The organism is Bradyrhizobium sp. BR 1433 (assembly GCF_051547665.1).
In the GTDB taxonomy this organism is placed as follows: Bacteria; Pseudomonadota; Alphaproteobacteria; order Rhizobiales; family Xanthobacteraceae; genus Bradyrhizobium; species Bradyrhizobium australafricanum.
The window spans coordinates 115966-140373 of sequence record NZ_JBPUGG010000001.1 but is presented as its reverse complement, the minus strand read 5'-3'; the positions used below and the strand labels follow the sequence as shown (position 1 = coordinate 140373).

Sequence of the window (24408 nt, the reverse complement as noted above, 5' to 3'; positions counted from 1 at the left end):
CATGACAACACCCCTCGCCTCCCGTATCGCCCTCGTGACCGGCGCCTCGCGCGGCATCGGCTATGCGACCGCGGTCGCACTGGCCAAGGCCGGCGCGCATGTCGTCGCGGTGGCGCGCACGCAAGGCGGGCTGGAAGAGCTCGACGACGAGATCCGCAAGGCCGGCGGCAGCGCCACCCTGGTGCCGCTCTCGCTCACCGATTACGACGGCATCGCGCGGCTCGGCCTCGCGCTGCATGAGCGCCACGGCAAGCTCGACATCCTGGTCGGCAATGCCGGCACCGCAGGGCCGTCGTCGCCGCTCGGCCATATCGAGCTGAAGCCATGGAACGACGTGTTCGCGATCAACGTCACCGCCAACTTCCAGCTGATCCGCTGCATGGACCCGCTGCTGCGCCAATCCGACGCCGGCCGCGCGGTGTTCGTGACGTCGGGCGTGGCCCACAAGGCCAACGCCTATCTCGGCCCCTATGCGGCCTCGAAGGCCGCGCTGGAGGCACTGGTGCGCTCCTGGGCCAACGAGACCGCCAACACAAAGCTCCGCGTCAACCTGTTCAGCCCCGGCCCGATCCGCACCCGGATGCGCGCGCAGGTGTTTCCCGGCGAAGACCCGATGACGCTGGACACGCCCGACATGGCCGCCGAATTCATCGTGCCGATGTGTTCGCCCGCGTGGACCGAGACCGGCAAGCTCTACGACTACAAGGCGCGCACGCTGCGCAGCTTCCAGCCGCCGGCGTGAGCGCGGCTCTCTCTCCGTAGCCCGGATGGAGCGAAGCGCAATCCGGGATAATCTCTACGCGGAGAAACCGGCCCCGGATTTCGCTTCGCTCCATCCGGGCTACGCACCTCCTTGCGATTGACTTCCCCGCCGCCCCACGATTGACTGCCCTTCCCAGCGGGACGCCCGCCAAGAAGAATTTCGGGAGGCAACATGACGCCGACGTTCAATCGCGCGCGCTTCATTCTGTCCGGATTGTTTCTCTCCGCCGGCATCGCATCATCAGCCCTCTTCGCTACACCAACCCCCGCGAGAGCCGGCGACATCCCGACCTTCACCGTGGATGCATCATGGCCGAAGCCGCTGCCGAACAACTGGATCCTCGGCCAGGTCGGCGGCATCACGGTGGATTGGCAGGGCCACATCTGGATGATCCACCGGCCGCGCTCGCTGACCGACGACGAGAAGGGCGCGAGCCTCACTCCGCCGCGCTCGAAATGCTGCGTCTCGGCGCCGCCGGTACTCGAATTCGATGCTGACGGCAATCTGCTGCGGTCCTGGGGCGGTCCGGGTGACGGCTATGAGTGGGTTGGCCGCGAGCACGGTATCGAGGTCGACGAGCGCGGCTTCGTCTGGATCGGCGGCAACGCCGACAATGACAATGCGATCCTCAAGTTCACCCTCGACGGCAAGTTCGTCTCACAGATCGGCTCGATCGCACCGAGCAAGGGGTCGAACGACACCACCCAGCTCGGCAAGCCCGCCGAGACCGCGATCGACAAGGAGGCCAACGAGATCTACGTCGCCGACGGTTACGGCAACCGGCGCGTCATCGTGTTCGATGCCACCACCGGCGCCTACATGCGGCACTGGGGCGCCTATGGCAACAAGCCCGATGACGCCGAGCAGCCGCCCTACGATCCGAAGGCGCAGGTCGCGCAGCAGTTCGGCAATCCCGTGCACTGCGTGAAGATCGCCAATGACGGACTGGTCTATGTTTGCGACCGCATCAACAACCGCATCCAGGTGTTCAAGAAGGACGGCAGCTTCGTGAAGGAGTTCTTCTTCGAGAAGAGCACGCTCGGCAACGGCGCGGTGTGGGACATCGCGCTGTGGCCCGATCCCAAGCAGACCTACCTGCTTTCCGCCGACGGCGAGAACAACGAGATCCGCATCATCAGGCGTGACGACGGCGCGGTGGTCGGCAGCTTCGGCCGCAACGGCCGCAACGCCGGGCAATTCCACTGGGTGCACGCGCTCGCGGTCGACGCCAAGGGCAACGTCTATACCGCCGAGGTCGACACCGGAAAAAGGATCCAGAAATTCAAGCTGACCTCCGACGCGCTCAAGTAAGGGTTTCACCGGATGACGCTTCGACGCAGGCCCACCCGGCTTTAGGCGGATTGCCGCCTCCCCCGGAAAGGGTAAGCGGGAACTTGAGCGACCGGCAAAAAGGCTCCGCAAGAGGGCTGTCCGGGCTTTAGACAGTGGAGGGAATTTCATGACAACGACGTTTGCGCGGCGCTGCGCCGCGCTTCTTGCTTGCGCCGCACTCGGCCTTTCAACTTCTGCGTTCGCGCAGGACAAGACCGTCAAGATCGGCGTGCTGAACGATATGTCGAGCCTCTATGCCGACATCGGCGGCCCGAACTCGGTGGTCGCGATCAAGATGGCCGTCGAGGATTCCGGCCTGCTCAAGAAGGGCTGGAAGATCGACGTCCTCAGTGGCGACCACCAGAACAAGCCCGACGTCGGCGTCAACATCGCTCGGCAATGGGTCGACAACGAGAAGGTCGATGCGATCGCCGACACGCCGAACTCCGGCGTGGCGCTTGCGGTCAACAATCTCGTCAAGGAAAAGAACATCGTCCTGCTGAATTCGGGCGCGGCGACCGCCGACCTCACCGGCAAGGCCTGCACGCCGAACACGATTTCATATACCTACGACACCTACATGCTGGCCAACGGCACCGGCAAGGCCCTGACGAAGGCCGGCGGCGACACCTGGTTCTTCCTGACGGCCGACTATGCATTCGGCCACGCGCTTGAGCGTGACACCACCGCGGTCGTCAACGCCAATGGCGGCAAGGTGCTCGGAAGCGTCAAGCATCCGATCAACACCGCCGATTTCTCGTCGTTCCTGCTGCAGGCCCAATCGTCCAAGGCCAAGGTGGTCGGCCTCGCCAATGCCGGCGGCGACACCACCAACGCGATCAAGCAGGCGGCCGAATTCGGCATCGTTTCCGGCGGCCAAAAGCTCGCGGCGCTGCTGCTGTTCATCAACGACGTGCATTCGCTCGGGTTGAAGACCGCGCAAGGCCTGACGTTCACGGAATCCTTCGATCTGGGACATGAACGATCAGACCCGCGCCTGGTCGAAGCGGTTCGCCGCCCTCGCCAGCAAGAACGCGATGCCGTCGATGACCCAGGCCGGCAACTACGCGATGGTGCTGCACTATCTCAAGGCGATGGAAGCGCTCGGCGGCAATCCGCATGACGGCGCCAAGGTCGTCGCCAAGATGAAGGAATTGCCGACCGACGATCCGCTGTTCGGCAAGGGCCCGCTGCGCGCCGACGGCCGGCGCCTGATTCCGGCCTATCTGTTCGAGGTGAAGAAGCCCGAAGAAGTTCAAATATCCCTGGGACTATTACAAGCTGATCGCCACGATCGCGCCGGAAGACGCCGCAAAGCCGCTTGAGGCCAGCGACTGTCCGCTGCTGAAGAAGTGACCGCGTAGCGGTCATTCCGGGGCGCGCAACGCGCGAACCTCAGATGCGCAATTGCGCATCGGGGAATCTCGAGATTCCCCGAGGCGCGCTTGCGCCCCTGAGGTTCGATGCTGCGCATCGCCCCGGAATGACTTTTTGCACCTTCTTACTTCGCCGCCGACTTCGCCTTGACGGGCGGCGGCAGCGATGCCCATTCCCTGTCGGCGCGCGGGCCGCCGACGTCGCCGGTCAGGCCGACGAGCTGGCCCGGCTGCACGTCCAGCGTCTGCGTCCAGGTCTGGGTCTGGCACAGCAGCTTGAGCAGGCATCCCTTGAGCTTCAGCCGGTCGGACTTGTCGCGCCACAGCGAGACCGCATAGGACTTGCCGTCCTCGGCGTTGTAGATGTCGCCGTCGAACCTGCCCTCCGGCATCAGCTTCAATCCGAGGATCAGCTGATGGCCGAGCAGCGCACGCGTCCGCTTGTCGGGTTCGGGATTGAAGCTGTCGCGGAGCGGCTGGCCGTGTGAATTGAGCGGATCCTTCATCCACACGATGAAGCCGCAGATGCGGTCATGCGCAGGGCCGCAGCGCTCGAGGCGGATGCGTGCGCGGCCGTCTTCGGTCAGCCAGGTGCCGCTGGGATCGGCTGGGGCAATCGTCTCGGCGCGGCCGGTCGAGCCCATCAGCAAGGCAGCGACGAGGCTGCGCAGAAACATGCGAACCAGAAAGTTCATGGTAAAGGACCTTTCAGCGTCGGGATGGTTTGCGGACGCGCGCGGCGCGCGTCACTTCAATTGCGCCATGAAGGCATCGGCACCCTTGTCGATGCCGGCGGTGGCCGCGGCGAGATCGCCGACGCTGGCCTTGATGTCGTAGGCATTGGGATATTGCTTGCTGACATAGGCGCCGAGCAGCCGCGAGGTCGAGCTGTCGAACATCTCGACGGCATAGATGACGGAGCCGGTCATCGTGCCCTCGCCGTCGCGCGCGGCCTGCACGCCGTTGTAGACCGCGCCCGCCAGATCGAAACGCGACAGCGTGCCGAGCACCGGCGTGTTGGCGACCGCGCCGGTCAGCGTCAGCCGCAGGCGGAACGTGTTCGGCCCGCGCGCGTTCACCAGCGTGAAGCGGCCGCGCAGCTTGTCGGCGAAGCGGGTCTGCATGTAGGCAGCGAGCGTCTGCTTGTCCTTCTCGGACATGTCGCCGAATTGATGATCCGCGCCGCGATAGATCACGACCGGATCGATCATCACCTTGTTGTAGCTCCGCCAGTCGACCGGCGGCGCATAGCGATACGGCACACGTCCCGAAGAATTGGACGTATCCGGCGTCATGTAGGCCGACGATGCCACATCCGAATAGGCCACCGGCGTGACGGCGGCACATCCTCCGGCGAGGACGCAAAGCGCCATCGCTCCCAGACCGCGCACGGCGATCGAGCTCTCCATTCCAATCTCCTCATCCGACCCTAAAGCGGAAGAGCAGCTCGGCCGCAGCCGCGTCCGGGGCTAAAAAGTACGGCTGCGGCCGTCACTGCCGACCTGGCTCGCCGTCGCGGGGCGCCGCCAGACCTTGCCTCAGTGCGATCAACCATAAAACCGACCAGTTGGTTTGTAAAGTTGCAATCGCAGGAACCGCGTCAGAAAAATGCGGTGTCGAAATGTCGTGTTAGCTAGCTGGCGAGGCGACTTCGCGAATGGCGGCCGCGCGTTGTCACAAACCCGCGACATCTCGTGTGGTACGGCAGAAATCGCCGGGGTATTTCAGGGGCCCGGTGCCGATCCAACGCCGCCAACCGATCCATATTCCGCTTGGGCGGCGTTGTGCTTTTTGGGCAGCGCGGGATTCAGCCGCGCTTGCGCGCCGATGCGGGCTTTGCCGCGCGCGCGCCGGCCGGAGGCGAAGATGCCGTACGCGCCGCCGTCGTCCTGGACGGCTTTGCTGCCTCCGTCGCGCCCTGCTCCATCGCGGTCCACTTGCTGTCGTCGAGCAAGCGCTCGAACATGCGATCGCGCTCCGCCTCGGTCAGCGACAACATGCCGAACAACGAACTCAGCAGCAGCCCCCGCGCCGCCGCCCAGCGCAGCAGCGCGAGATCGGGATCGCTCGCCTCGGCCTTCATCAGCGCGACCTTCTTGATGTCGACATCGCGCGGCATCGCCATCAATTCGGGACTTCTCGTTCATCGCCGCCAGCAGTGCGAACGCCCCTGCCCGCGGCGTTGAGATCGCCTCCCGCAGCGTCGCGATCTGCGCCGACAGTTCGGGCTGGTCCGTGGTCCCGCGCACCTTTTCGATGTAGCGGTTCGAGAATTCCTCGAAATGCGCCATCTGCTGCTCGAGCAAGGCGCGCAGCACCGCTTCCTTGGTGCGGAACTGATGCATCACGCCGCCCTTGCTGAGCACCGCTCTCGCGCGCAATCGCGTCCAGCGTCAGGCGCCCCGGACCATCGCGCGTCACGATGGTGATCGCGGCGTCGAGTGCGGCGTTGCGGGAGCGTTCCGAGCGGGAAGGATTATCCATGGTGTACTCAGAAAGGAGTTGCTTGAGATCACAGTATCTCAGCGGCTTCGGTCAATCTCAAGCGCTGCATCTGATCCGCGAGGCAGCGCGAACGGCGTCCCCGGAATGGCGGTGTCGCCCTCGGAAGACGCGTCGATCTCGGGAATTGGTCATCGACCTATCCGATCGCTCACGCGCACAAGCGAACCTTCTGCAGCAGGCCATGAAGGAAGCCGTAGGCCATTCGGCCGACGACCCGTTCCCCTCGACCGCGTGCGCGGGCGACGGCCTGCGCCTCGGCATAACTGGCGGCGACAATCGTCCCGTGCCTGCCGCCATCGAGTTTCAGGTCGGTCAGGTAGACAAGGCCGCGCGACGTCAGCAGTGCCGCCTGCGCGGCGCTGAAGCGGGTCAATTCATCGCAGATATCAACGACCTCGTCGGTCACCATGCTGCTCCTGGCAGCGCGCCCCGGAGCGGGGCGCGTCTTCATCCGGTATCAGCTCTTATACAAACCAACCGGATGGTTTGTACATGGACAATATGACGCAATCCGGCATGTGCGGCCGGACGCATCAGCGTGTCGGATCGGCGCGCTCGCATTCGTCCTCGGAGCATCGGCCAGCATTCGGAGCACGCGAGCGATGACACAGCAGAGACAAACGGCGGAAACCGAAATCAGGGCGCTCATCGACGCCTGGACGGACGCCGTCCGCCGACGCGACTATCCCGGCATCTTCGCCCATCACGATCAGGACATCGTGATGTTCGACGTTCCGCCGCCATTGCAGTCACGCGGATTGGATGAATACCGGAAGACGTGGGACTTGTTCTTCAGGTATCACCGCCCATCCTACGCCTTCGATGTCGAGGAGATCGCGATCACGGCCGGCGATGATGTGGCCTTCGCGGTCGCGGTGATGCGGTGCGGGCCACCTGATGCCACGTTCCAGTTCAGGCTGACGATCGGATTGCGCAAGGTCGACGGCGAGTGGCGCGTGACGCACGAGCACCATTCGGTGCCGGCGACGGAATAGAGCGTCTCGTGGTGGATCCGTCGGCGGCCCGCCCTACGCTCTCTTTGCCGCCGTCGCGCGCCAGGCGATGGCGAGCGCGAGCAGCAACAGCGCGCTCGCGAGATAGAACGGCGCGCCGGGCATTTTGAGCGGCACGGTATCGCCGATGAAATACGCAAACGTCAGCGTGAACAGGAACGGGCCGATCAATTCCGACATGCTCTGCACGCTTGATGTCGCGCCCTGCAACTGGCCCTGCTGGTCGGCGGCGACGAGCTGCGTCGTCAGCGCCTGCGTCGCAGCGCCCGAGAGGCCCCACAGCGCCATCACGGGAATGCCGATCCAGAACAGCTGGCCGGTCGGCGCAGCGCCGAAGATCACGAAGCCAAAGGCGCCGCAGACGAGGCCGAGGAACAGCGCGTTGCGCTCGCCGAGGCGCTGCACGATCGGGCCGATCGCCGCGCCCTGCACGATCATGCCGCAGAGGCCGACCAGCGCCAGCGTCGCGCCGACGGTGCCGGTGTCCCAGCCATAGCGATAGGTGGCGTAGAGCACGAACACCGAAGGCAGCACGACATGCGCGAGCTGGCCGAAGAACGTCGCCAGCGACAGGCCGGCGAGCGTCCGGTTCGAGCGCAGGAAATGCAGCGCGCCGATCGGATTGGCGCTCTTCCATTTGAACGGCGCGCGCCGCTCCACGGGCAGCGATTCCGGCAGGATGAACAGGCCATAGAGTCCGTTGACGAAGCTCAAGCCCGCCGCGGCCCAGAACGGCAGCCGCGGATCGATCTCGCCGAGCAGGCCGCCGAGCGCCGGTCCGAGGATGAAGCCGGCGCCGAAGGCGACGCCGATCTTGCCGAACATCGCTGCGCGCTGCTCCGGCGCGGTGACGTCGGCGATATAGGCGAACACGGTCGAGATGCTCGACGAGGTGATGCCCGAGATCGCCCGCCCGATGAACAGCCAGATCAGGTTCGGCGCCAGCGCCATCAGCACATAGTCGGCGGCGAGACCGAAATTCGACAGCAGCACCACCGGCCGGCGGCCGAAGCGATCGGACAGCGCGCCTGATATCGGCGAGCAGACGAACTGCATCAAGGCCCAGATCGAGCCGAACACGCCGAAGATGCGCGCCGCATTTGCGGTGTCGTTGTTGACGAAGCCTTCGATCAGCTTGGGCAGGATCGGGATGATGATCCCGAGCGCGAGCATGTCGAGCAGAAGGGTGATGAAGATGAAGATCACCGCGCCGCTGCGCGGTTGCGCTACAGCAACCGTGTCACCCTCCGACCTTTCGCTCACGACGGCCGTTTGCGCTTGTGGGCGAACGGATTGGCCTTCTCGCGCAGCGTGATCCGGATCGGCGTGCCCGGCAGATCGAACGTCTCGCGCAGCGAGTTGATGAGGTAGCGCAGATAGGATCGCGGGATCGCATCGGCGCGCGAGCAGAACAGCACGAAGCTCGGCGGGCGCGCTTTCACTTGCGTAATGTAGTTCAGCTTCAGCCTGCGGCCCGAGACCGCCGGCGGCGGGTTGGCCTGGATCGCCTGCTCGAACCAGCGATTGAGCGCCGAGGTCGGCAAGCGCCGGTTCCAGACCGCATAGGCCTCCTGGATCGCCGTCATCAGGCGGTCGATGCCCTCGCCCATCAGGCCGGAGACGGCGACGATCGGCGCGCCCTTGACCTGCGGCAGCCAGTGGTCGGCATCAGTGCGCAGCTGCGAGATCTGGTTCGGCTTGCGCTCGACGAGGTCCCATTTGTTGACCGCGAGCACGATGGCGCGGCCTTCGCGCTCGATCAGGTCGGCGATGCGCAGGTCCTGCTCCTCGAACTTGTTCTGCGCGTCCATCATCATCACGACGACTTCGGCAAAGCGCACCGCGCGCAACGCGTCGGCGACCGAGAGCTTCTCCAGCTTCTCCTCGATCCGCGAGCGGCGGCGCAGGCCGGCGGTGTCGAACACCCGGAACTGGCGGCCCTGCCAGGTGATCTCGACCGCGATGGAATCGCGCGTGGTGCCGGCCTCGGGACTGGTCAGCAGCCGCTCCTCGCCGAGCAGATGGTTGATCAGCGTCGACTTGCCGGCATTCGGCCGGCCGACGATGGCAACGCGGATCGGACGCTGCGCGGCCTCTTCCTCGGAGATGTCCTCATCGTCCTCAAGCTCGTCGTCTTCCTCCGGCGTCTCCGGCACCAGAGCGCTCAGCGCCTCGTGGAGGTCGCCCATGCCCTCGCCATGCTCGGCCGAGATCTGCACGGGATCGCCGAGACCGAGCGCGTAGGATTCCATCGCGCCGATTTCGCCATGCTTGCCCTCGGCCTTGTTGGCGACCAGCACCACCGGCTTGTTGGCCTTGCGGGCGAAGTCGGCGAAGGCGCGATCGGTCGGGGTCAGGCCGACGCGGGCGTCGATCACGAACATCAGGGCATCGGCGAGCTCGATCGCGGTCTCGGTCTGCTCCTGCATCCGTGCCGTCAGCGAGCCCTTGGCGCCCTCGTCGAGCCCTGCGGTGTCGATGATGGTGAAGTCGAGATCGTAGAGCCTGGCCTGGCCCTCGCGACGGTCACGCGTGACGCCGGGCTCGTCGTCGACCAGCGCGAGCTTCTGGCCGACCAGCCGGTTGAACAGCGTCGACTTTCCGACATTGGGCCGGCCGATAATGGCGATGGTAAAAGACATGGATCATCCAGGCGCAGTCTGCGACGCGCGGGTCAAGGTGCTGGCAAGAACTACAGCAGGATTGGAAAGCGGTCGAAGCAAATGATGGAGCATCTCTCCCTCTCCCCGTTCTTACGGGGAGAGGGTTGGGGTGAGGGGCCCTCTCCGCGAACACTGCCAGTTGTGAGTTCGTGGAGACTCCCCCTCACCCGGAATTCAAGCTGTGCTTGAATTCCGACCTCTCCCCGCAGGCGGGGCGAGGTGGAATCCCGCTCGCAATTAGCGTGAAAATCCGCCGCTCGGTAGCGGTGCGGGGAAGGCGCCGCCGGATTGTTGCGTGGTCTGGGTCTGCTGGGCCGGCGCCGCGGGCTGTGCCTGCTGGTCGTCGGCGGGCGGCGCGGTGGTGCGGCGGCGGACGATCTTCTTCGGCTTCGGCTCCGGCGGCAGCGCGGCGGGCGCGCCCTCCTCGGCTGCGGCATCGGGAGCAGCCGCCTGATCCGCGGCCGGCGCTGCGCTGCCCTTGGCGTGCTTCTTGGCGCCCTTCGGCGGCTCCGGCGGCGGGGCCGGCTGGGCAGCGGCGGCTGCCGCGGCGTTCTGCTGATCGAGCTGTTCCTGCTGCGAGCCCTTGTACAATTCCTTCGGCACGCCCTGCTCCAGGCCGGGCACGCCTTCGGGGAAGACCGGCTTGCGGTCGCCCTGCAGCTTCTTCTTGGAATCGAGGAAGTCGAGCAGGTCGCTCGGATCGAAATTGGACATGCCGCCACCGCCGCACCCCGCCAGCACGCTGCAAAGCGCTGTCAGAACTGCGGCTGCGATCAGGCGTTGCGAGCGGCGCATGGTCGATCTCTCACTCAAACTCGGGTTTCGCGCCAAGTCAGCTTTTCGCGACCGGCGGCAACAAGGCCTGCAGCGCTTCGGCACGCGAGCGCAGGCTCGGCGGCGTCTCGCCGTCATTGGCAATCTGGTCGAGCCACTGCCGCGCGGCGGTGGCATCGTTGGCGCGCCAGGCCGACAGCGCCAGCAGCTCGCGGGCTGAGTGACGGAACGTCGAGTCCTTCGCCGTTGCCGTGGCCTCGAGCCGTTGCAGCATGTTCGGATAGGTGGTGGTTTCCATCGCGAGCTGCGCGGCACGGATCCGCGCTAGATCCTGCTCGGGACCGCCGACGCTGCGGTCGGCTGCGATCTCGTCATAGAGCTTCGCGGCAGCCGGCTGGTCGCGGGTCGCGACCTCGGCGGCCATGCGCAACCGCGCCAAGGTGCGGTAGCCGGAAGGTGCCTTGGTGATGAGGGCGGCAAACGCGGCCTCGGCCTCGGCGTGCTTGTTCTGATCCGACAGCTCGACGGCGCGATCGAACGCCGCACCGGCCTCGGCGGCCTTCCTGGCCTCGAGATACTGGTAGCCGCGCCAGCCACCGACGCCCGCAACGATCAGGATCGCCAGGGCGATGATAAAGAGCGAGTACTTGTCCCACAGCTTCTTGAGCTGATCGCGACGGACTTCCTCGTCGACTTCGTCAAATAATTCAGACACTTAAGGCTATCCCATCCCCTCGGGACCGCTGCCATCGGTGGGGCCCAGCCCCTACCCGATCCCCACATCGCGGCGGCGTTACCCTAATGGTGTGGCGGAGGCAAGGCAAAGCGAGGCGGATCAAAGTGTTAACGGGGGACGTTTGCGACTTGCCGCAACAGGCCCCCAGCCCGCGCTGCACGTGCCGACCTAAGAGCGAGCTTCGCTCGTCTCGACCCCCCGCAAGCGGGAGAGGTCGACCGAATTCGCGGATGGTACGTCCACGCCTCGCTAGGTGCCTATCGCGGACAGGCTCTCCCTGATCTGGCGCTTGATCACCTTGCCGTTGGCGTTGCGCGGCAGCGGCTCTGCTGTCAGCGCCATGGTCTCCGGCACCTTGTAGTCCGAGAGCCGCTCGGCGCACCAGGCGCGCAGGCTCTCTGCGTTCACTTCCGTGCGGGTCACGATTACGGCGTGCACGCGCTCGCCGAGCACGGGGCACGGCTTGGCGATGATCGCGCTCTCGACCACGGCGGGATGGCCGGCCAGGACCGACTCGACCTCGGCCGAATAGATTTTCAGGCCGCCGCGGTTGATCATGTCCTTCTGGCGATCGAACACACGGACGAAGTTTGCCGCGTCGATCGAGCCGAGATCGCCGGAATGCCAGAAGCCGGCCGTAAAACTCTCCGCAGTCGCCTTCGGATTGTTCCAGTAACCCTTGATGACCGAGGCGCTGCGGATCCAGAGCTCGCCGATCTCGCCGCGCGGCAGTTCGCGGCCGTCAGCGCCCATCACGATGATCTCGGCACCGGGGCACGGCAAACCGACGCTGTCGATATGGGCGGCGGTCAGTTCGCCCGGCATCAGCGTCGAGGGCGACGTGGTCTCGGTCGCGCCGTAGCAATTCGCAAGCTTCAGCCCGGGAATCTTGGCGTCGAGTTTTTCGATGGTTGCGACCGGCATCGGCGCGCCGCCGAAGCCGCCGATCCGCCAGCTCGACAGATCGTAGCTGTCGAAATGCGGCTGCATCAGGCAGAGATTATACATCGCCGGCACCATCACGGTGTAGCTGACACGCTCGCGCGCCGCGACCTTCAGATATTCCGAGGCCTTGAACTCCGGCATGATGATCAGCGCGCCGGCGCAGCGTGCCATGGTGGTGATGTTGGCGACCGCGCCGGTGACATGCGCGAGCGGCACAGCGGCGATCGAGCGATCCGACTTGGTCGAGATTCAAGCACGACACGAACACCATCGAGGAGTGGATGATGTTGCAATGGGCGAGCATGGCGCCCTTGGGCCGGCCCGTGGTGCCCGATGTGTAGAGGATCATCGCGGTGTCCTCTTCCCTCACCTGTGCCGGCGCCTGGGCCGCAACGTTGTCGACGAGACCGGCGAATTGCGACGCGCCGTCGTCGCTGACCGAGATGCGATGCTTGAGGCCGGGAACATCGGCCGCATCAGGGGTGCGGTCGGCGAGCGTGGCCTCATGGACCAGAAGCGTCGCGCCGCAATCGTTCAGCACATAGGCGATCTCGGGCTTCTGCTGGCGCGTCGAGAGCAGCACCGTGACCAACCCGGCATGCGCGGCGGCGAACATCGTCAGCACGAATTCGATGCGGTTGCCGAGCAGGATCGCGACGCGGTCGCCGGGCGCAAGGCCGAGTTTGGCGAAGCCCGCCGCGACAATGGCCGATTTCTCCGCGACCTCGCGCCAGCTCAGGCGCGTCGCGCCGCAGACCAGCGCCTCGCCGTCGCCGTTCTGCGCAACGGCGTCCGCGATCATCCCCCACAGGCTGCCGGGCCGCTCCGGGAAAGCCGGCACGACGCGGTCGCCGAAGCGCGGCTCGAGCCGCATCGGCGGAATTGCGTGCTGCGACCAGTCCATGCGCGCCCCGTCAGCTCTTCTTCATGCCGTAGACGTGCTCCGGCCCCGGGAAGGCGCGGCTCTTCACGTCGCGCGCATAGCCGGCGATCGCCTCCTCGATCATCGGCCCGAGATTGCCGTAGCGGCGCACGAATTTCGGCGCCCGCGGCGACAGGCCGAGCATGTCCTCCAGCACCAGCACCTGGCCGTCGCAGGCCGCGCTGGCGCCGATGCCGATGGTCGGCACCGCGATCGACTGCGTGATCTTGCGCGCCAGCGGCTCGGCGACCGCCTCGACCACGATCGAGAACGCGCCCGCTTCCGCGATCGCCCTGGCGTCGTTTTCAATCGGTGCCCAGGTCTCCTCCTCGCGGCCCTGCGCGCGGAACGAGCCGAGCGTATTGATCGACTGCGGCGTCAGGCCGATATGGCCCATCACCGGAATGCCGCGCTCGGACAGGAACGCCACCGTCTCCGCCATCCGCGCGCCGCCCTCGAGCTTGACCGCGCCACACAGCGTCTCCTTCATGATCCGCACCGCGGATTGAAACGCCTGCTCCTTCGAACCCTCATAGGAACCGAACGGCATGTCCACCACGACGAGCGCAGCTTGCGAGCCGCGCATCACCGCGCGGCCTTGCAGGATCATCATGTCGAGCGTGACCGGCACGGTGGTCTCGAAGCCATGCATGACGTTGCCGAGGGAATCGCCGACCAGGATGGCGTCGCAATGACGGTCGACCAGCGCCGCGGTGTGCGCATGATAGGACGTCAGCATCACGATCGGCTCGCCGTTCTTGCGGGCGCGCAGATCGGGCGCGGTCTTGCGCTTGATGGCGGATTGAACAGACATAGTCAGGCTCCCATGACAGGCACGCCGATCACGACCGGGTGGAACGCAAACGCCAGCGCCAGATAGACGATGACACCGACCGCGATCGCGATCAGGTCGTTGGTTGGGCCGCCCACCGGAATCGGCGGCGCGCCAGCATCCGTGCGGCGCTTCAGCGAGATGCGGTCATAGACCGCCCAGCCGAGAAACGAGCCGAACAGGATGATCGAGCCGAGGTCGCCGTTGGCGAGCAGATGCGCGAACGCCCACAGCTTCACGCCGGCGAGCATCGGATGCTTCAGCGTGGTGTAGATGCGGCCGCGGATATAGGAGGCGACGACGAGGATGACGGCGGGCAGCATCAGCGCGACCGTGATGTGCTTGAGCGCCGTCGGCGGGGTCCAGACGTCGATCCATCCGCTCGCGCGATAATGCGCAAAGCCCCAGATGATCAGCACGAGCCCGGCCGCGGAGGCGAGCGAATAGGCGATCTTGTAGCCGCCCTCGCCCATCGCCTTGATCAGGCCGGCGCGCATCTCGCGCAGGCTTGACAGCACATGGACGCCGAGGAACAGCATGAGACCCAGGATCATGACGAGCAGTCCCACGATGTTCCTCCCCTGATCGAACTAATGCCTTCGCGTATCACCTTCGCCGGGCGGGTGGCAATGCGTCACGCCACAACTCCGTCATTCCGGGATGGCCCGCAGGGCCGGACCCGGAATCTCGAGGTTGCCGGGCGCGCAAGCCAATCCCGGGATTCCGGGTTCGCGCTTCCAGCGCGCCCCGGAATGACGTGTCTCACGGCTTGTTGGCCGATTTGGCCAGCTCCCGGTTGTCGACATAGCGGATCATGATCGGCCGGCCGGCCAGCGCGCCGCCCAATCCGCCGGTGAATTTCAGCGGCAGGCAGGCATCCAGCGAGGCGTTGATCGCGTTGAGGTAGGTGGTGCGGGTGTCGGCCGGGATGCCTCGCGTCGAAAACGTCAGGCGCGGCGCGCCGATCATCTCGCCCGATCGTTTGAAGCTGAAACGCACCGACATCTGCATGCCCGCGCGCGCGTCGTCCGGCGGTGGCGGCGCCCAACAGGCGCGCAGCGCGGCGAACAGATCGCCGATGGTATTGAGATCATGATCCGGCTTGCGGTACTTCTCGGCCTGATCCTGCGGTGGCACGGTCAGGATCGTGAGCTGGAGATTTTCGCCGTACGGATAATCCATCTCGGGCAGGCATGGCCCGTGGTTGAACACGCTGCAATAGGACGGGATGCAAGGCCCTTCGTCGAGCACGCTGCAAGGCGTGTGTGCGAAGGGCGCCGGGTTGGTTTGTTGCCGCTGCTGCGCAGAGGCCGCGCTCGCGAGCGCAAAGGCCGGCACGGCAAAAGCGAGGCAGATGGCGACGCGTCGGAGCATGCAGGCGGACCCAGATTGCGCTCCGGAGAAAATGGGTCCGCGGCCGGACCGCGTCAAGCGGGGCGGCGTTCAATTCCTTGCGCTTTTCCCGCCACAACCCCGCTGTCATCGCCCGGCTCGACCGGGCGATCCAGTATTCCAGAGACAGCAGTGATCAATCGATAGGCCGCGGCGTACTGGGTCCCCCGGTCGAGCCGGGGGACGACACTGCGTCTGCAACACTACGCCTTCTTCTTCACGTCCTTGACGTTGGAGAAGGTGATGCCCTCGGCGCGCTCGCGGGTGTAGCCAAGATAGAACTCGTTCTTGGCCATGAACACGGGATCGCCGTCGACGTCGTCGGCGATGCCGGAGTTGTTGGCGGAGATGAAGGCGTCAAGCTGCTTGCGGTCGTCGGACGAGATCCAGCGCGCCAGCGAGAACTCGGAGATCTCGAACTCGACCGGCAGCGAATATTCCGCGTCGAGCCGCGCCTTCAGCACGTCGAGCTGCAGCGGGCCGACCACGCCGACCAGCGCCGGCGCGCCGTCGCGCGGGCGGAACACCTGCACGACGCCCTCCTCCGACATCTGCTGCAAGGCTTCCTTCAGCTTCTTCGCCTTCATCGCATCGGTCAGCCGGACGCGGCGGACGATCTCCGGCGCGAAGCTCGGTACGCCAACGAAGGTCAGATCCTCCCCCTCGGTCAGGGTGTCGCCGATCCTGAGCGTGCCATGGTTCGGAATGCCGACGACGTCGCCGGCAAAGGCCTCGTCGGCGACCGAGCGGTCCTGCGCGAAGAAGAACTGCGGGCTCGACAGGCTCATGTTCTTGCCGGTGCGTACCAGCTTGGCCTTCATGCCGCGGCTGAGCTTGCCCGAGCACAGCCGGGCGAAGGCGATGCGGTCGCGGTGGTTCGGATCCATGTTGGCCTGGATCTTGAACACGAACGCGCTCATGCGCGGCTCCGATGCCTCGACCTTGCGCAAATCCGAGTCCTGCGCGCGCGGGGCCGGCGCGAACTTGCCGAGGCCTTCCAGCAAATCGCCGACGCCGAAATTGCGCAGCGCGCTGCCGAAATAGACCGGCGTCAGGTGGCCCTCGCGGAACGCCGCGAGCTCGAACGGCTTGCAGGCTTCCGAGGCCAGCGCGAGCTCGTCCTTGACCTCGGCGACGTCGAGATTGGGATTGCGCTTGCCGAGATCGGCGATGTCGATCTGTTCGGTGGCGCCGGTCTTGGCGCCGCCGCCCTCGAGCAGCCGCACGCCGCCATTGACGACGTCATAGGTGCCGAGGAAGTCGCGGCCGCGGCCGACTGGCCAGGTCATCGGCGTGGTGTCGAGCGCCAGCGTCTTCTCGATCTCGTCCAGAAGCTCGAACGTGTCGCGGCTCTCGCGATCCATCTTGTTGATGAAGGTGATGATCGGGATGTCGCGCAGCCGGCACACCTCGAACAGCTTTCGCGTGCGCGCCTCGATGCCTTTCGCGGCGTCGATCACCATGACCGCGGAATCGACCGCGGTCAGCGTGCGATAGGTATCTTCCGAAAAGTCCTCGTGGCCCGGCGTGTCCAAGAGGTTGAACACGAGGTCGTTGAACTCGAAGGTCATCACCGAGGTGACGACCGAGATGCCGCGCTCGCGCTCGATCTTCATCCAGTCCGAGCGCGTGTTGCGCCGCTCACCCTTGGCCTTGACCTGGCCCGCGAGATTGATGGCGCCGCCGAACAGCAGCAGCTTTTCCGTCAGCGTGGTCTTGCCGGCGTCCGGGTGCGAGATGATCGCAAAGGTGCGCCGTCGCGCCACTTCCTCTGAAAGCGGCGAGCGGGACGGCGATTCGGCTGAAACTGAAATGTCGGACATGGCGGGGCATTTGGCAGGGAAAACGGGCGCAATCAAGGGCGTTTTGTCGCAATGCGGAACGGCCGTACCATCCCCATATAGGCACCGGAAGGACGACCTTCTCCTCACCATACCGTCAGCGGGGACGACCCTGCCTTATCTGGAGGGTTCGTGATGGCTTGGACCATTCTGTTCACCGCTGGCCTGCTCGAGATCGGCTGGGCGATCGGGCTGAAATATACTGAAGGTTTCTCGCGGCTGGTGCCGTCGGTGCTGACGCTGGCGGCGATGGCCGGCAGCGTGATCCTGCTCGGCCTCGCGCTGAAGACGCTGCCGATTGGAACCGCCTATGCGGTCTGGACCGGGATCGGCGCGGTCGGCACCGCGGCGCTCGGCATCATCCTGCTCGGTGAACCCGCGACCGCGATGCGGCTCGCCAGCATCGGGCTGATCGTCGCCGGCATCGTCGGGCTGAAGCTGGTCGGCTGATGACTTCCTTCGGACACGTTTTCTTGACGCGAACCGACTTCCACTTCGCTCGAAACCGCTACTTCAGAATCTGCACCGCCCAATAGCTCGCGGCTGCGACCGCGGCCGACGCCGGGATCGTGATCACCCAGGCGTAGACGATCGAGCTCGCCACATTCCAGCGCACGGCGGAGAGCCGCCGTGCCGCGCCGACACCGACGATGGCGCCGGTGATGGTGTGCGTGGTCGATACGGGAACCCCGAGATAGGTCGCGATGAACAGTGTCGCGGCGCCGCCGGTCTCGGCGCAGAAACCCTGCATCGGCGTCAGCTTGGTGATCCGCAGCCCCATGGTGCGGACGATCCGCCAGCCGCCCATCAAGGTGCCCAGCGCCATCGCGCTCTGGCAGGCCAGCACCACCCAGAACGGAATCTCGAAGGTCTCGCCGAGATGGCCCTGGGAATAGAGCAGCACGCCGATGATGCCCATGGTCTTCTGCGCGTCGTTGCCGCCATGGCCGAGCGAATACAGCGACGCCGAGGCGAATTGCAGGATGCGGAAGGCGCGATCGACCGCGAACGGCGTCGAGCGCACCGAGAGCCAGGACACGATCGCGACCAGCACCAGCGCCAGCAGGAAGCCGACCAGCGGCGACAGCACGATCGCGAGCAAGGTCTTGGTGAGCCCGCTCCACACCGCCGCCGAGATGCCCGCCTTCGCCATGCCGGCGCCGACCAGGCCGCCGATCAGCGCGTGCGAGCTCGACGACGGGATGCCCAGCGCCCAGGTGATTACGTTCCAGACGATCGCGCCGACCAGCGCGGCGAAGATCACGGTCGCGTCCACCACCGCCGGGTCGATGATCCCGGTGCCGATCGTGTTGGCGACGTGCAGGCCGAACACTGCGAAGGCGACGAAATTGAAGAAGGCCGCCCAGAACACCGCATATTGCGGCCGCAGCACGCGGGTCGAGACGATGGTCGCGATCGAGTTCGCGGCATCGTGCAGACCGTTCAGGAAGTCGAACAGCAGCGCGACCGCGATCAGGATGGTCAGAATCGGAAGACCCAGCGTGGCGTCCACTTGATGTCCCGCTCTATTGTGCTTTGTTGAGCATGATCGCCGCGCAAACGCTTCGCGTTTGTCGCAGGGAAAACCGCATCACACTTTTCCGGATCATGCTCAGACTTGCTCGATCACGATCGAGTTGATCTCATTGGCGACGTCGTCGAAACGGTCGGCCACCTTCTCGAGATGGTCGTAGATCTCCGCGCCGACGATGAAGTCCATCGTGTTGGCGTTGCGATGCTTCAGGAACAATTCCTTGAGCCCGATATCATGGAGATCGTCGACCCGGCCCTCGAGCTTGGTCAGCTCCTCGGTGATCTGGGTCAGCATCGAGACGTTCTGGCCGATGCCCTGCAGCAAGGGTAGCGCGCGGACCACCAGATTGGCGCATTCCACGATAAGCGTGCCGATCTCGCGCATCGGCGGCTCGAACTCGCGCACCTCGAACAGCATGACCGCCTTGGCGGTCGCCTGCATCTGGTCGACCGCGTCGTCCATCGAGGTGATCAGGTTCTTGATATCGCCGCGATCGAACGGGGTGATGAAGGTGCGGCGAACCGCGGTCAGGACCTCGCGGGTGACGCTATCGGCGTCGTTCTCGAACCGATTGACGCGCTGGCAAAAGACAGGAGTCTCCTCCCCGCCCTTCAGCATGTCCTGCAACGCCAATGCGCATTGCACGGAGGTCCGGGCGTGTCGGGCGAACAGGTCGAAAAACCGCTCTTCCTTGGGCAGGAAGGCGCGAAACCAGCGCAGCATGTCTCAGTTCCATCATTCCGGGACAGCCCTTTTAGCGACTGTCACAGAAGTGTCATAGAGCATCTGACTGGGAAAACACCTGAAACGACCGCCCGAACGGGCGGTCGTCCACCGCTATATCGGCCGAAAATCGCCGAAACCTGCCCTACAGCGACCGCCGCAACAGGTGGGCCAGCTCGCCGACCAGGCCGCGCCGGAACAGCAGCACGCAGGCCACGAAGATCACGCCCTGGATCACCGTCACCCACTGGCCGAAACCGGCGAGATATTGCTGCATGGCGATGATCACGAAGGCGCCGACCACCGGGCCGAAGATGGTGCCGAGACCGCCGACCAGCGTCATCAGCACGATTTCACCGGACATCGACCAGTGCACGTCGGTCAGCGAGGCATTCTGCGCCACGAACACCTTCAGCGAGCCGGCAAAGCCCGCCAGCGTGCCCGACAGGATGAAGGCGAGCAGCTTGTACTGGTCGGTCTTGTAGCCGAGCGAGATCGCACGCGGCTCGTTCTCGCGGATCGACTTCAGCACCTCGCCGAACGGCGAGTTGATGGTGCGGTAGATCAGCAGGAAACCGGCGAGGAAGCCGACCAGCACGACATAGTAAAGCACCAGCGGCTTCGAGAGATCGAAGATGCCGAGCAGGTGGCCTTGCGGAATGCCCTGGATGCCGTCTTCACCATGGGTGAACGGCGCCTGCAAATAGAGGAAGTAAAGCAGCTGCGACAGCGCCAGCGTGATCATCGAGAAATAGATGCCCTGCCGCTTGATCGAGATGTAGCCGGTGACCAGGCCGAGCAAGGCCGCGGCCGCGGTGCCGACCAGGATGCCGAGCTCCGGCGTCAGCCCCCACACCTTCAGCGCGTGGGCCGAGACGTAACCGGCGGTGCCGAGGAACATCGCGTGGCCGAATGACAGCAGGCCGCCATAGCCGATCAGGAGGTTGAAGGCGCAGGCGAGCAGCGCGAAGCACAGCGCCTGCATGACGAAGAACGGATAGATCCCCGTCCACGGCACGATCGCCAGCAGCAGCGCCATCGCGGCGAATACGATCATCTCGTCGCGCATCGCGCGCGGCGTGATCGGAAGTGTATCGTCGGTCAATGCTGACATATCAAGCCGCCCGTCCCGTCAGTCCCGTTGGCTTCACCAGCAACACCACCACCATCAGGACAAACACCACGGTGTTGGAGGCCTCGGGATAAAAATACTTGGTCAGTCCCTCGATCACGCCGAGCGCGAAGCCGGTGATGATCGAGCCCATGATCGAGCCCATGCCGCCGATCACGACCACCGCGAACACCACGATGATGAGATCGGCGCCCATCAGCGGGCGGACCTGGTTGATCGGCGCCGACAGCACGCCGGCAAGCGCGGCAAGACCGACGCCGAGCCCGTAGGTCAGCGTGATCATGCGCGGCACGTTGATGCCGAACGCGCGCACCAGCGTCGGATTCTCGGTCGCGGCGCGCAGGTAGGCGCCGAGCTGCGTTTTCTCGATCAGGAACCAGGTGGCAAGGCACACCACGAGCGAGAAGACGACGACCCAGCCGCGATAGATCGGCAGGAACATGAAGCCGAGATTGACGCCGCCCTTGAGCTGATCCGGGATCGAGTAAGGCAGGCCCGAGGAGCCGAAATAGTTCTGGAACACGCCCTGCACGATCAGCGCGATGCCGAAGGTCAGCAGCAATCCGTAGAGATGATCGAGGCCGGTCAGCCATTGCAGCATGGTCCGCTCGAGGATCATGCCGAAGATGCCGACCACGACGGGTGCGATGATCAGCGCCCACCAGTAATTGATGCCGCCCAGGTTGAGCAGGAAATACGCCACGAAGGCGCCCATCATGTAGAGCGCGCCATGCGCGAAATTGATGATGTTGAGCATGCCGAAGATGACGGCGAGCCCCAGACTGAGCAGCGCGTAGAACGAGCCGTTGATCAGTCCCACCAGAAGCTGTGCGTAGAGAGCCTGCATCGAATGAGCTTTCGCTAGATAGATGAAGCCCGCCGGCCACGCGCATGGCCGGCGGGCATGATCGTCACTTCTTCAGAAGCGCGCAGGCGCTCTTGTCGAGCGGCGTGAAGGCCTGGTTGCCCGGCACGGTGCCGACCAGCTTGTAGAAGTCCCACGGTCCCTTGGACTCCGAAGGCTTCTTCACTTCGAACAGGTAGGCGTCGTGGGTGACGCGGCCGTTGGGCTCGACCTCGCCCTTGCCGAACAGCGGATCGTCGGTCGGGATCGTCTTCATCTTCGCGACCACCTTGGCGCCGTCATGCGGATTGCCGCCGAGCGCTTCCAGCGCCTTGAAGTAATGCATGAGGCCCGCATAGACGCCGGCCTGCACCATGGTCGGGGCGCGCTGTTCTTCATCCGCTCCGAGAAGCGCTTGGAGAAGGCACGGGTCTTGTCGTTGAGGTCCCAGTAGAACGTCTCGGTGAAGTTGAGGCCCTGCGCGGTCTCGAGCCCGATCGCCTTGACGTCGGTGAGGAACAGCAGCAGCGCCGCGAGCTTCTGGCCCCCCTTGACGATGCCGAACTCGGCCGCCTGCTTGATCGAGTTGGTGGTGTCGCCGCCGGCATTGGCGAGACCAATGATCTTGGCCTTGGAAGCCTGAGCCTGCAGCAGGAAGGAGGAGAAGTCAGCGGTGTTGAGCGGATGCTTGACGCCGCCGACCACCTTGCCGCCATTGGCGGTGACGACGGCCGTGGTGTCGCGCTCGAGCGCGGCGCCGAACGCGTAATCCGCGGTGAGGAAGAACCAGGTATCCCTGCCCGCCTTCACCAGCGCCTGGCCGGTGGCGTGGGCGAGCATGTAGGTGTCGTAGGTCCAGTGCACGGTATTCGGCGAGCACTGCGCGTTGGTGAGATCCGAAGTCGCGGCGCCCGAATTGATGTAGACGCCGTTCTTTTCCTTGACGACGTTGTTGACCGCGAGCGCGACGCCGGAATTCGGCACGTCGACGATGGTGTCGACCTTGTCGACGTCGAACCACTGGCGGGCGATGGTGGTGCCGATATCGGGCTTGTTCTGGTGATCGCCGGAGATCAGGTCGATGGTCCAGCCCTTGGCCTTGAGGCCGGAGTCCTCGATCGCCATCTGCGCCGCCAGCGTCGAGCCGGGGCCGGCGAGATCGGCGTAGAGGCCGGACTGATCCGACAGCGCGCCGATCTTGACCGTCTTGTCGAGCTTTTCCTGGGCGGAGGCGACGCTTGCAGCGGACAGCACCATCGCGGTGCCGAGCAAGAGCGCCGAAATCTTGTTCTTCATGTCGTATTCCCTCGTCCTAAATTTTCTGGTTCTGGCGATATCAGACGCCGAGATAGGTATGGAGCTTGTCCATGTTGGCCGACAGCTCCGAATTCGCGAAGCCGTCGATCACCTTGCCGTGCTCGACAATGTAGTAGCGGTCCGCAACGGTCGAGGCGAAACGGAAATTCTGCTCGACCAACAGGATCGTGAATCCCTGCGACTTCAGGCGCGCAATGGTGTGCCCGATCTGCTGGATGATGACCGGCGCCAACCCTTCGGTCGGCTCGTCCAGCATCAGGAAGCGCGCGCCGGTGCGCAGGATGCGCGCGATCGCCAGCATCTGCTGCTCGCCGCCCGAGAGCTTGGTGCCCTGGCTGGTGAGGCGCTCCTTCAGGTTGGGAAACAGCGTGAAGATCTGGTCCAGCGGCAGACCGCCCGGCCGCACCACCGGCGGTAGCAGCAAATTCTCGCGCACATCGAGGCTGGCGAAAATGCCGCGCTCCTCGGGACAGAATGCGATGCCGAGCCGCGCAATCCTGTCCGAGGTGGCGCGGATGATTTCCTGATTGTCGAAGCGGATCGAGCCCGAGCGCTTGCCGATCACGCCCATCACCGACTTCAACGTGGTGGTCTTGCCGGCGCCGTTGCGGCCGAGCAGCGTCACCACCTCGCCGGCCTTCACGTTGAAATTGATGCCGTGAAGGATGTGGGATTCGCCGTACCAGGCCTGCAGATCCTTCACCGTCAGCACATCGGCTCCGGCCGCAGCCACGGGCTTCTCCGCCAGTTTTGCCTCAGCCATGACCCGCTCCCAGATAGGCTTCCTTCACGCGCTCGTCCTTGGAGAGGTCGGCGTAGTTGCCCTCCGCCAGCACCTGCCCGCGCGTCAGCACGGTGATGATGTCGGATAGGTTGGCCACCACCGAGAGGTTATGTTCGACCATCAGGATGGTGTATTTCGCGGAGATCCGCTTGATCAGCGCCGCGATCTTGTCGATGTCCTCGTGGCCCATGCCGGCCATCGGCTCGTCGAGCAGCATCATCTCGGGGTCGAGCGCGAGCGTCGTTGCAATTTCAAGTGCGCGCTTGCGGCCGTACGGCATCTCCACCGCCGGCGTATTGGCGAATTCGCTCAAGCCGACGTCGTTCAGGAGTTCGTGGGCGCGCGGATTGAAGCGGTCGAGCACGCTTTTCGAACGCCAGAAATCGAACGACGAACCGTGCTGCCGCTGCAGCGCCACGCGAACGTTCTCGAGCGCGGTCAGATGCGGAAATACCGCCGAGATCTGAAACGAACGGACCAGCCCGAGGCGCGCCACGTCGGCCGGCGGCATCGCGGTGATGTCGTGGCCCTTGTAGCGAATCTGGCCTGCCGACGGCTTCAGGAATTTGGTCAGCAGATTGAAACAGGTCGTCTTGCCGGCGCCGTTCGGCCCGATCAACGCATGGATACTGCCCCGACGCACTTTCAACGCGACGTCGCGAACGGCGAAGAAACCCGCGAATTCCTTGGTCAATCCGCTGGTTTCGAGGATGAACTCATCGGCCAAATAGATTCCCCCATACGCCATCGCTGCGAAGCCCCTCGCCCGCGTGGCCAGCTTTTTTCGTGTCCGACAGGCGTCCGCTACGTCTTGGAAACCGTCCGGGGCCCGTCGCCTCCGGGCCGGAATATGCCGTCATCTGCGGCGGTTACGCAAGGTGGAAAGCTGTGCACTGCGGCATCAGCGTGACCGGTTCCGGTTGATCCTTAGTCGAATGGCATTTCGGCGCGCTTTGCGCCTCGGGAAAGCGGTCGTTAAC

The 24408-nt window shown here is 64.9% G+C and carries 22 protein-coding genes and 3 pseudogenes; 5 read left to right on the top strand and 20 right to left on the bottom strand.

The annotated features are described in order from the left end of the window. Nucleotide 1 precedes the first annotated feature (1 nt). From ACSKB9_RS00705 to ACSKB9_RS00695, 3 genes and pseudogenes are all read left to right on the top strand, one after another. The gene (locus ACSKB9_RS00705; RefSeq protein ID WP_316399380.1) at nucleotides 2–742 is read left to right on the top strand and encodes an SDR family NAD(P)-dependent oxidoreductase; all 741 of its coding nucleotides are present in this window, start codon (nucleotides 2–4) and stop codon (nucleotides 740–742) included. Nucleotides 743–934: 192 nt separating this feature from the next. Then, nucleotides 935–2074 (top strand): hypothetical protein, encoded by a 1140-nt coding sequence (locus ACSKB9_RS00700; protein WP_438071124.1) that lies wholly within the window; start codon nucleotides 935–937, stop codon nucleotides 2072–2074. A 148-nt stretch (nucleotides 2075–2222) separates the two neighbouring features. Continuing rightward, nucleotides 2223–3451, top strand: a pseudogene (locus tag ACSKB9_RS00695) (ABC transporter substrate-binding protein). A 145-nt stretch (nucleotides 3452–3596) separates the two neighbouring features. Here ACSKB9_RS00695 and ACSKB9_RS00690 read toward each other — a convergent pair. The 4 genes from ACSKB9_RS00690 to ACSKB9_RS00675 all read right to left on the bottom strand — a co-directional run bounded on the left by ACSKB9_RS00690 (nucleotide 3597) and on the right by ACSKB9_RS00675 (nucleotide 6385). Next, nucleotides 3597–4166 carry a DUF2147 domain-containing protein gene (locus tag ACSKB9_RS00690; RefSeq protein ID WP_438071122.1) on the bottom strand — a complete coding sequence of 190 codons (570 nt, stop codon included), beginning with the start codon at nucleotides 4164–4166 and terminating at the stop codon, nucleotides 3597–3599. A 51-nt stretch (nucleotides 4167–4217) separates the two neighbouring features. Then, a complete protein-coding gene (locus ACSKB9_RS00685) occupies nucleotides 4218–4880 on the bottom strand; it encodes a DUF3313 domain-containing protein (RefSeq protein WP_438071120.1) in 663 nt (220 codons plus the stop codon). Between the two features lie 398 nt (nucleotides 4881–5278). Continuing rightward, nucleotides 5279–5596, bottom strand: a complete 318-nt coding sequence (locus ACSKB9_RS00680) for a hypothetical protein (RefSeq protein ID WP_438071119.1) — start codon at nucleotides 5594–5596, stop codon at nucleotides 5279–5281. A 528-nt stretch (nucleotides 5597–6124) separates the two neighbouring features. Then, entirely contained in the window at nucleotides 6125–6385 is a 261-nt protein-coding gene (locus tag ACSKB9_RS00675) for a hypothetical protein (protein ID WP_438071117.1), read from the bottom strand. 193 nt (nucleotides 6386–6578) lie between these two features. Here ACSKB9_RS00675 and ACSKB9_RS00670 point away from each other — a divergent pair, with 193 nt between their 5' ends. Continuing rightward, nucleotides 6579–6971 carry a YybH family protein gene (locus tag ACSKB9_RS00670; protein WP_438071116.1) on the top strand — a complete coding sequence of 131 codons (393 nt, stop codon included), beginning with the start codon at nucleotides 6579–6581 and terminating at the stop codon, nucleotides 6969–6971. A 33-nt stretch (nucleotides 6972–7004) separates the two neighbouring features. Here ACSKB9_RS00670 and ACSKB9_RS00665 read toward each other — a convergent pair whose 3' ends face one another. The 9 genes and pseudogenes from ACSKB9_RS00665 to ACSKB9_RS00625 form a co-directional block, all read right to left on the bottom strand. Beyond that, nucleotides 7005–8252 carry an MFS transporter gene (locus tag ACSKB9_RS00665; protein WP_438071115.1) on the bottom strand — a complete coding sequence of 416 codons (1248 nt, stop codon included), beginning with the start codon at nucleotides 8250–8252 and terminating at the stop codon, nucleotides 7005–7007. Further along, entirely contained in the window at nucleotides 8249–9631 is a 1383-nt protein-coding gene (der, locus tag ACSKB9_RS00660) for a ribosome biogenesis GTPase Der (protein ID WP_018271263.1), read from the bottom strand. The genes ACSKB9_RS00665 and der overlap by 4 nt, the downstream gene beginning before the upstream one ends. Before the next feature lie 258 nt (nucleotides 9632–9889). Continuing rightward, the gene (locus tag ACSKB9_RS00655) at nucleotides 9890–10447 is read right to left on the bottom strand and encodes a hypothetical protein (protein WP_225159102.1); all 558 of its coding nucleotides are present in this window, start codon (nucleotides 10445–10447) and stop codon (nucleotides 9890–9892) included. Nucleotides 10448–10484: 37 nt separating this feature from the next. Beyond that, the gene (locus ACSKB9_RS00650) at nucleotides 10485–11141 is read right to left on the bottom strand and encodes a tetratricopeptide repeat protein (protein WP_168855618.1); all 657 of its coding nucleotides are present in this window, start codon (nucleotides 11139–11141) and stop codon (nucleotides 10485–10487) included. 270 nt (nucleotides 11142–11411) lie between these two features. Further along, nucleotides 11412–13011: pseudogene (locus ACSKB9_RS00645) on the bottom strand (class I adenylate-forming enzyme family protein). Nucleotides 13012–13021: 10 nt separating this feature from the next. Further along, nucleotides 13022–13843 carry a 3-methyl-2-oxobutanoate hydroxymethyltransferase gene (panB, locus tag ACSKB9_RS00640; RefSeq protein ID WP_016839889.1) on the bottom strand — a complete coding sequence of 274 codons (822 nt, stop codon included), beginning with the start codon at nucleotides 13841–13843 and terminating at the stop codon, nucleotides 13022–13024. Nucleotides 13844–13845: 2 nt separating this feature from the next. Beyond that, entirely contained in the window at nucleotides 13846–14430 is a 585-nt protein-coding gene (locus ACSKB9_RS00635) for an NnrU family protein (RefSeq protein ID WP_438071111.1), read from the bottom strand. Between the two features lie 193 nt (nucleotides 14431–14623). Further along, nucleotides 14624–15235 (bottom strand): hypothetical protein, encoded by a 612-nt coding sequence (locus ACSKB9_RS00630; protein WP_225159105.1) that lies wholly within the window; start codon nucleotides 15233–15235, stop codon nucleotides 14624–14626. A gap of 221 nt (nucleotides 15236–15456) precedes the next feature. Beyond that, nucleotides 15457–17076 carry a peptide chain release factor 3 gene (locus ACSKB9_RS00625; RefSeq protein WP_028335130.1) on the bottom strand — a complete coding sequence of 540 codons (1620 nt, stop codon included), beginning with the start codon at nucleotides 17074–17076 and terminating at the stop codon, nucleotides 15457–15459. Nucleotides 17077–17229: 153 nt separating this feature from the next. Here ACSKB9_RS00625 and sugE point away from each other — a divergent pair, with 153 nt between their 5' ends. After that, complete coding sequence (gene sugE / locus ACSKB9_RS00620) at nucleotides 17230–17544, top strand: quaternary ammonium compound efflux SMR transporter SugE (protein ID WP_016839884.1); 315 nt, start codon at nucleotides 17230–17232, stop codon at nucleotides 17542–17544. Between the two features lie 58 nt (nucleotides 17545–17602). On the opposite strand, the gene ACSKB9_RS00615 is transcribed toward sugE, so the two are convergent. From ACSKB9_RS00615 to ACSKB9_RS00585, 7 genes and pseudogenes are all read right to left on the bottom strand, one after another. Further along, entirely contained in the window at nucleotides 17603–18607 is a 1005-nt protein-coding gene (locus tag ACSKB9_RS00615) for an anion permease (protein WP_438071109.1), read from the bottom strand. 99 nt (nucleotides 18608–18706) lie between these two features. Next, nucleotides 18707–19351, bottom strand: coding sequence for a DUF47 domain-containing protein (locus ACSKB9_RS00610; RefSeq protein ID WP_438071108.1), 645 nt, complete (start codon nucleotides 19349–19351; stop codon nucleotides 18707–18709). A 145-nt stretch (nucleotides 19352–19496) separates the two neighbouring features. Beyond that, entirely contained in the window at nucleotides 19497–20465 is a 969-nt protein-coding gene (locus ACSKB9_RS00605) for a branched-chain amino acid ABC transporter permease (protein WP_057019845.1), read from the bottom strand. A 1-nt stretch (nucleotide 20466) separates the two neighbouring features. After that, complete coding sequence (locus ACSKB9_RS00600; RefSeq protein WP_028335126.1) at nucleotides 20467–21330, bottom strand: branched-chain amino acid ABC transporter permease; 864 nt, start codon at nucleotides 21328–21330, stop codon at nucleotides 20467–20469. A gap of 64 nt (nucleotides 21331–21394) precedes the next feature. Continuing rightward, nucleotides 21395–22623 (bottom strand): annotated as a pseudogene (locus ACSKB9_RS00595) (ABC transporter substrate-binding protein). 40 nt (nucleotides 22624–22663) lie between these two features. Further along, nucleotides 22664–23407: an ABC transporter ATP-binding protein gene (locus tag ACSKB9_RS00590; RefSeq protein ID WP_018271255.1), complete on the bottom strand. Its 744-nt coding sequence runs from the start codon at nucleotides 23405–23407 to the stop codon at nucleotides 22664–22666. After that, a complete protein-coding gene (locus ACSKB9_RS00585) occupies nucleotides 23400–24155 on the bottom strand; it encodes an ABC transporter ATP-binding protein (protein ID WP_016839877.1) in 756 nt (251 codons plus the stop codon). The genes ACSKB9_RS00590 and ACSKB9_RS00585 overlap by 8 nt, the downstream gene beginning before the upstream one ends. Nucleotides 24156–24408 lie beyond the last annotated feature (253 nt).

Excerpts from the sequence above, each read along its gene's own strand:
- ACSKB9_RS00680 (WP_438071119.1), bottom strand. The coding sequence starts at position 5,596 with ATGGCGATGCCGCGCGATGTCGACATCAAGAAGGTCGCGCTGATGAAG.
- ACSKB9_RS00670 (WP_438071116.1), top strand. The coding sequence starts at position 6,579 with ATGACACAGCAGAGACAAACGGCGGAAACCGAAATCAGGGCGCTCATC.
- ACSKB9_RS00625 (WP_028335130.1), bottom strand. The coding sequence starts at position 17,076 with ATGTCCGACATTTCAGTTTCAGCCGAATCGCCGTCCCGCTCGCCGCTT.
- ACSKB9_RS00590 (WP_018271255.1), bottom strand. The coding sequence starts at position 23,407 with ATGGCTGAGGCAAAACTGGCGGAGAAGCCCGTGGCTGCGGCCGGAGCC.
- ACSKB9_RS00685 (WP_438071120.1), bottom strand. The coding sequence starts at position 4,880 with ATGGAGAGCTCGATCGCCGTGCGCGGTCTGGGAGCGATGGCGCTTTGC.
- panB (WP_016839889.1), bottom strand. The coding sequence starts at position 13,843 with ATGTCTGTTCAATCCGCCATCAAGCGCAAGACCGCGCCCGATCTGCGC.
- ACSKB9_RS00610 (WP_438071108.1), bottom strand. The coding sequence starts at position 19,351 with ATGCTGCGCTGGTTTCGCGCCTTCCTGCCCAAGGAAGAGCGGTTTTTC.
- ACSKB9_RS00655 (WP_225159102.1), bottom strand. The coding sequence starts at position 10,447 with ATGCGCCGCTCGCAACGCCTGATCGCAGCCGCAGTTCTGACAGCGCTT.
- sugE (WP_016839884.1), top strand. The coding sequence starts at position 17,230 with ATGGCTTGGACCATTCTGTTCACCGCTGGCCTGCTCGAGATCGGCTGG.
- ACSKB9_RS00600 (WP_028335126.1), bottom strand. The coding sequence starts at position 21,330 with ATGCAGGCTCTCTACGCACAGCTTCTGGTGGGACTGATCAACGGCTCG.
- ACSKB9_RS00705 (WP_316399380.1), top strand. The coding sequence starts at position 2 with ATGACAACACCCCTCGCCTCCCGTATCGCCCTCGTGACCGGCGCCTCG.
- der (WP_018271263.1), bottom strand. The coding sequence starts at position 9,631 with ATGTCTTTTACCATCGCCATTATCGGCCGGCCCAATGTCGGAAAGTCG.
- ACSKB9_RS00700 (WP_438071124.1), top strand. The coding sequence starts at position 935 with ATGACGCCGACGTTCAATCGCGCGCGCTTCATTCTGTCCGGATTGTTT.
- ACSKB9_RS00690 (WP_438071122.1), bottom strand. The coding sequence starts at position 4,166 with ATGAACTTTCTGGTTCGCATGTTTCTGCGCAGCCTCGTCGCTGCCTTG.
- ACSKB9_RS00675 (WP_438071117.1), bottom strand. The coding sequence starts at position 6,385 with ATGGTGACCGACGAGGTCGTTGATATCTGCGATGAATTGACCCGCTTC.
- ACSKB9_RS00605 (WP_057019845.1), bottom strand. The coding sequence starts at position 20,465 with ATGTCAGCATTGACCGACGATACACTTCCGATCACGCCGCGCGCGATG.
- ACSKB9_RS00630 (WP_225159105.1), bottom strand. The coding sequence starts at position 15,235 with ATGCTCCGACGCGTCGCCATCTGCCTCGCTTTTGCCGTGCCGGCCTTT.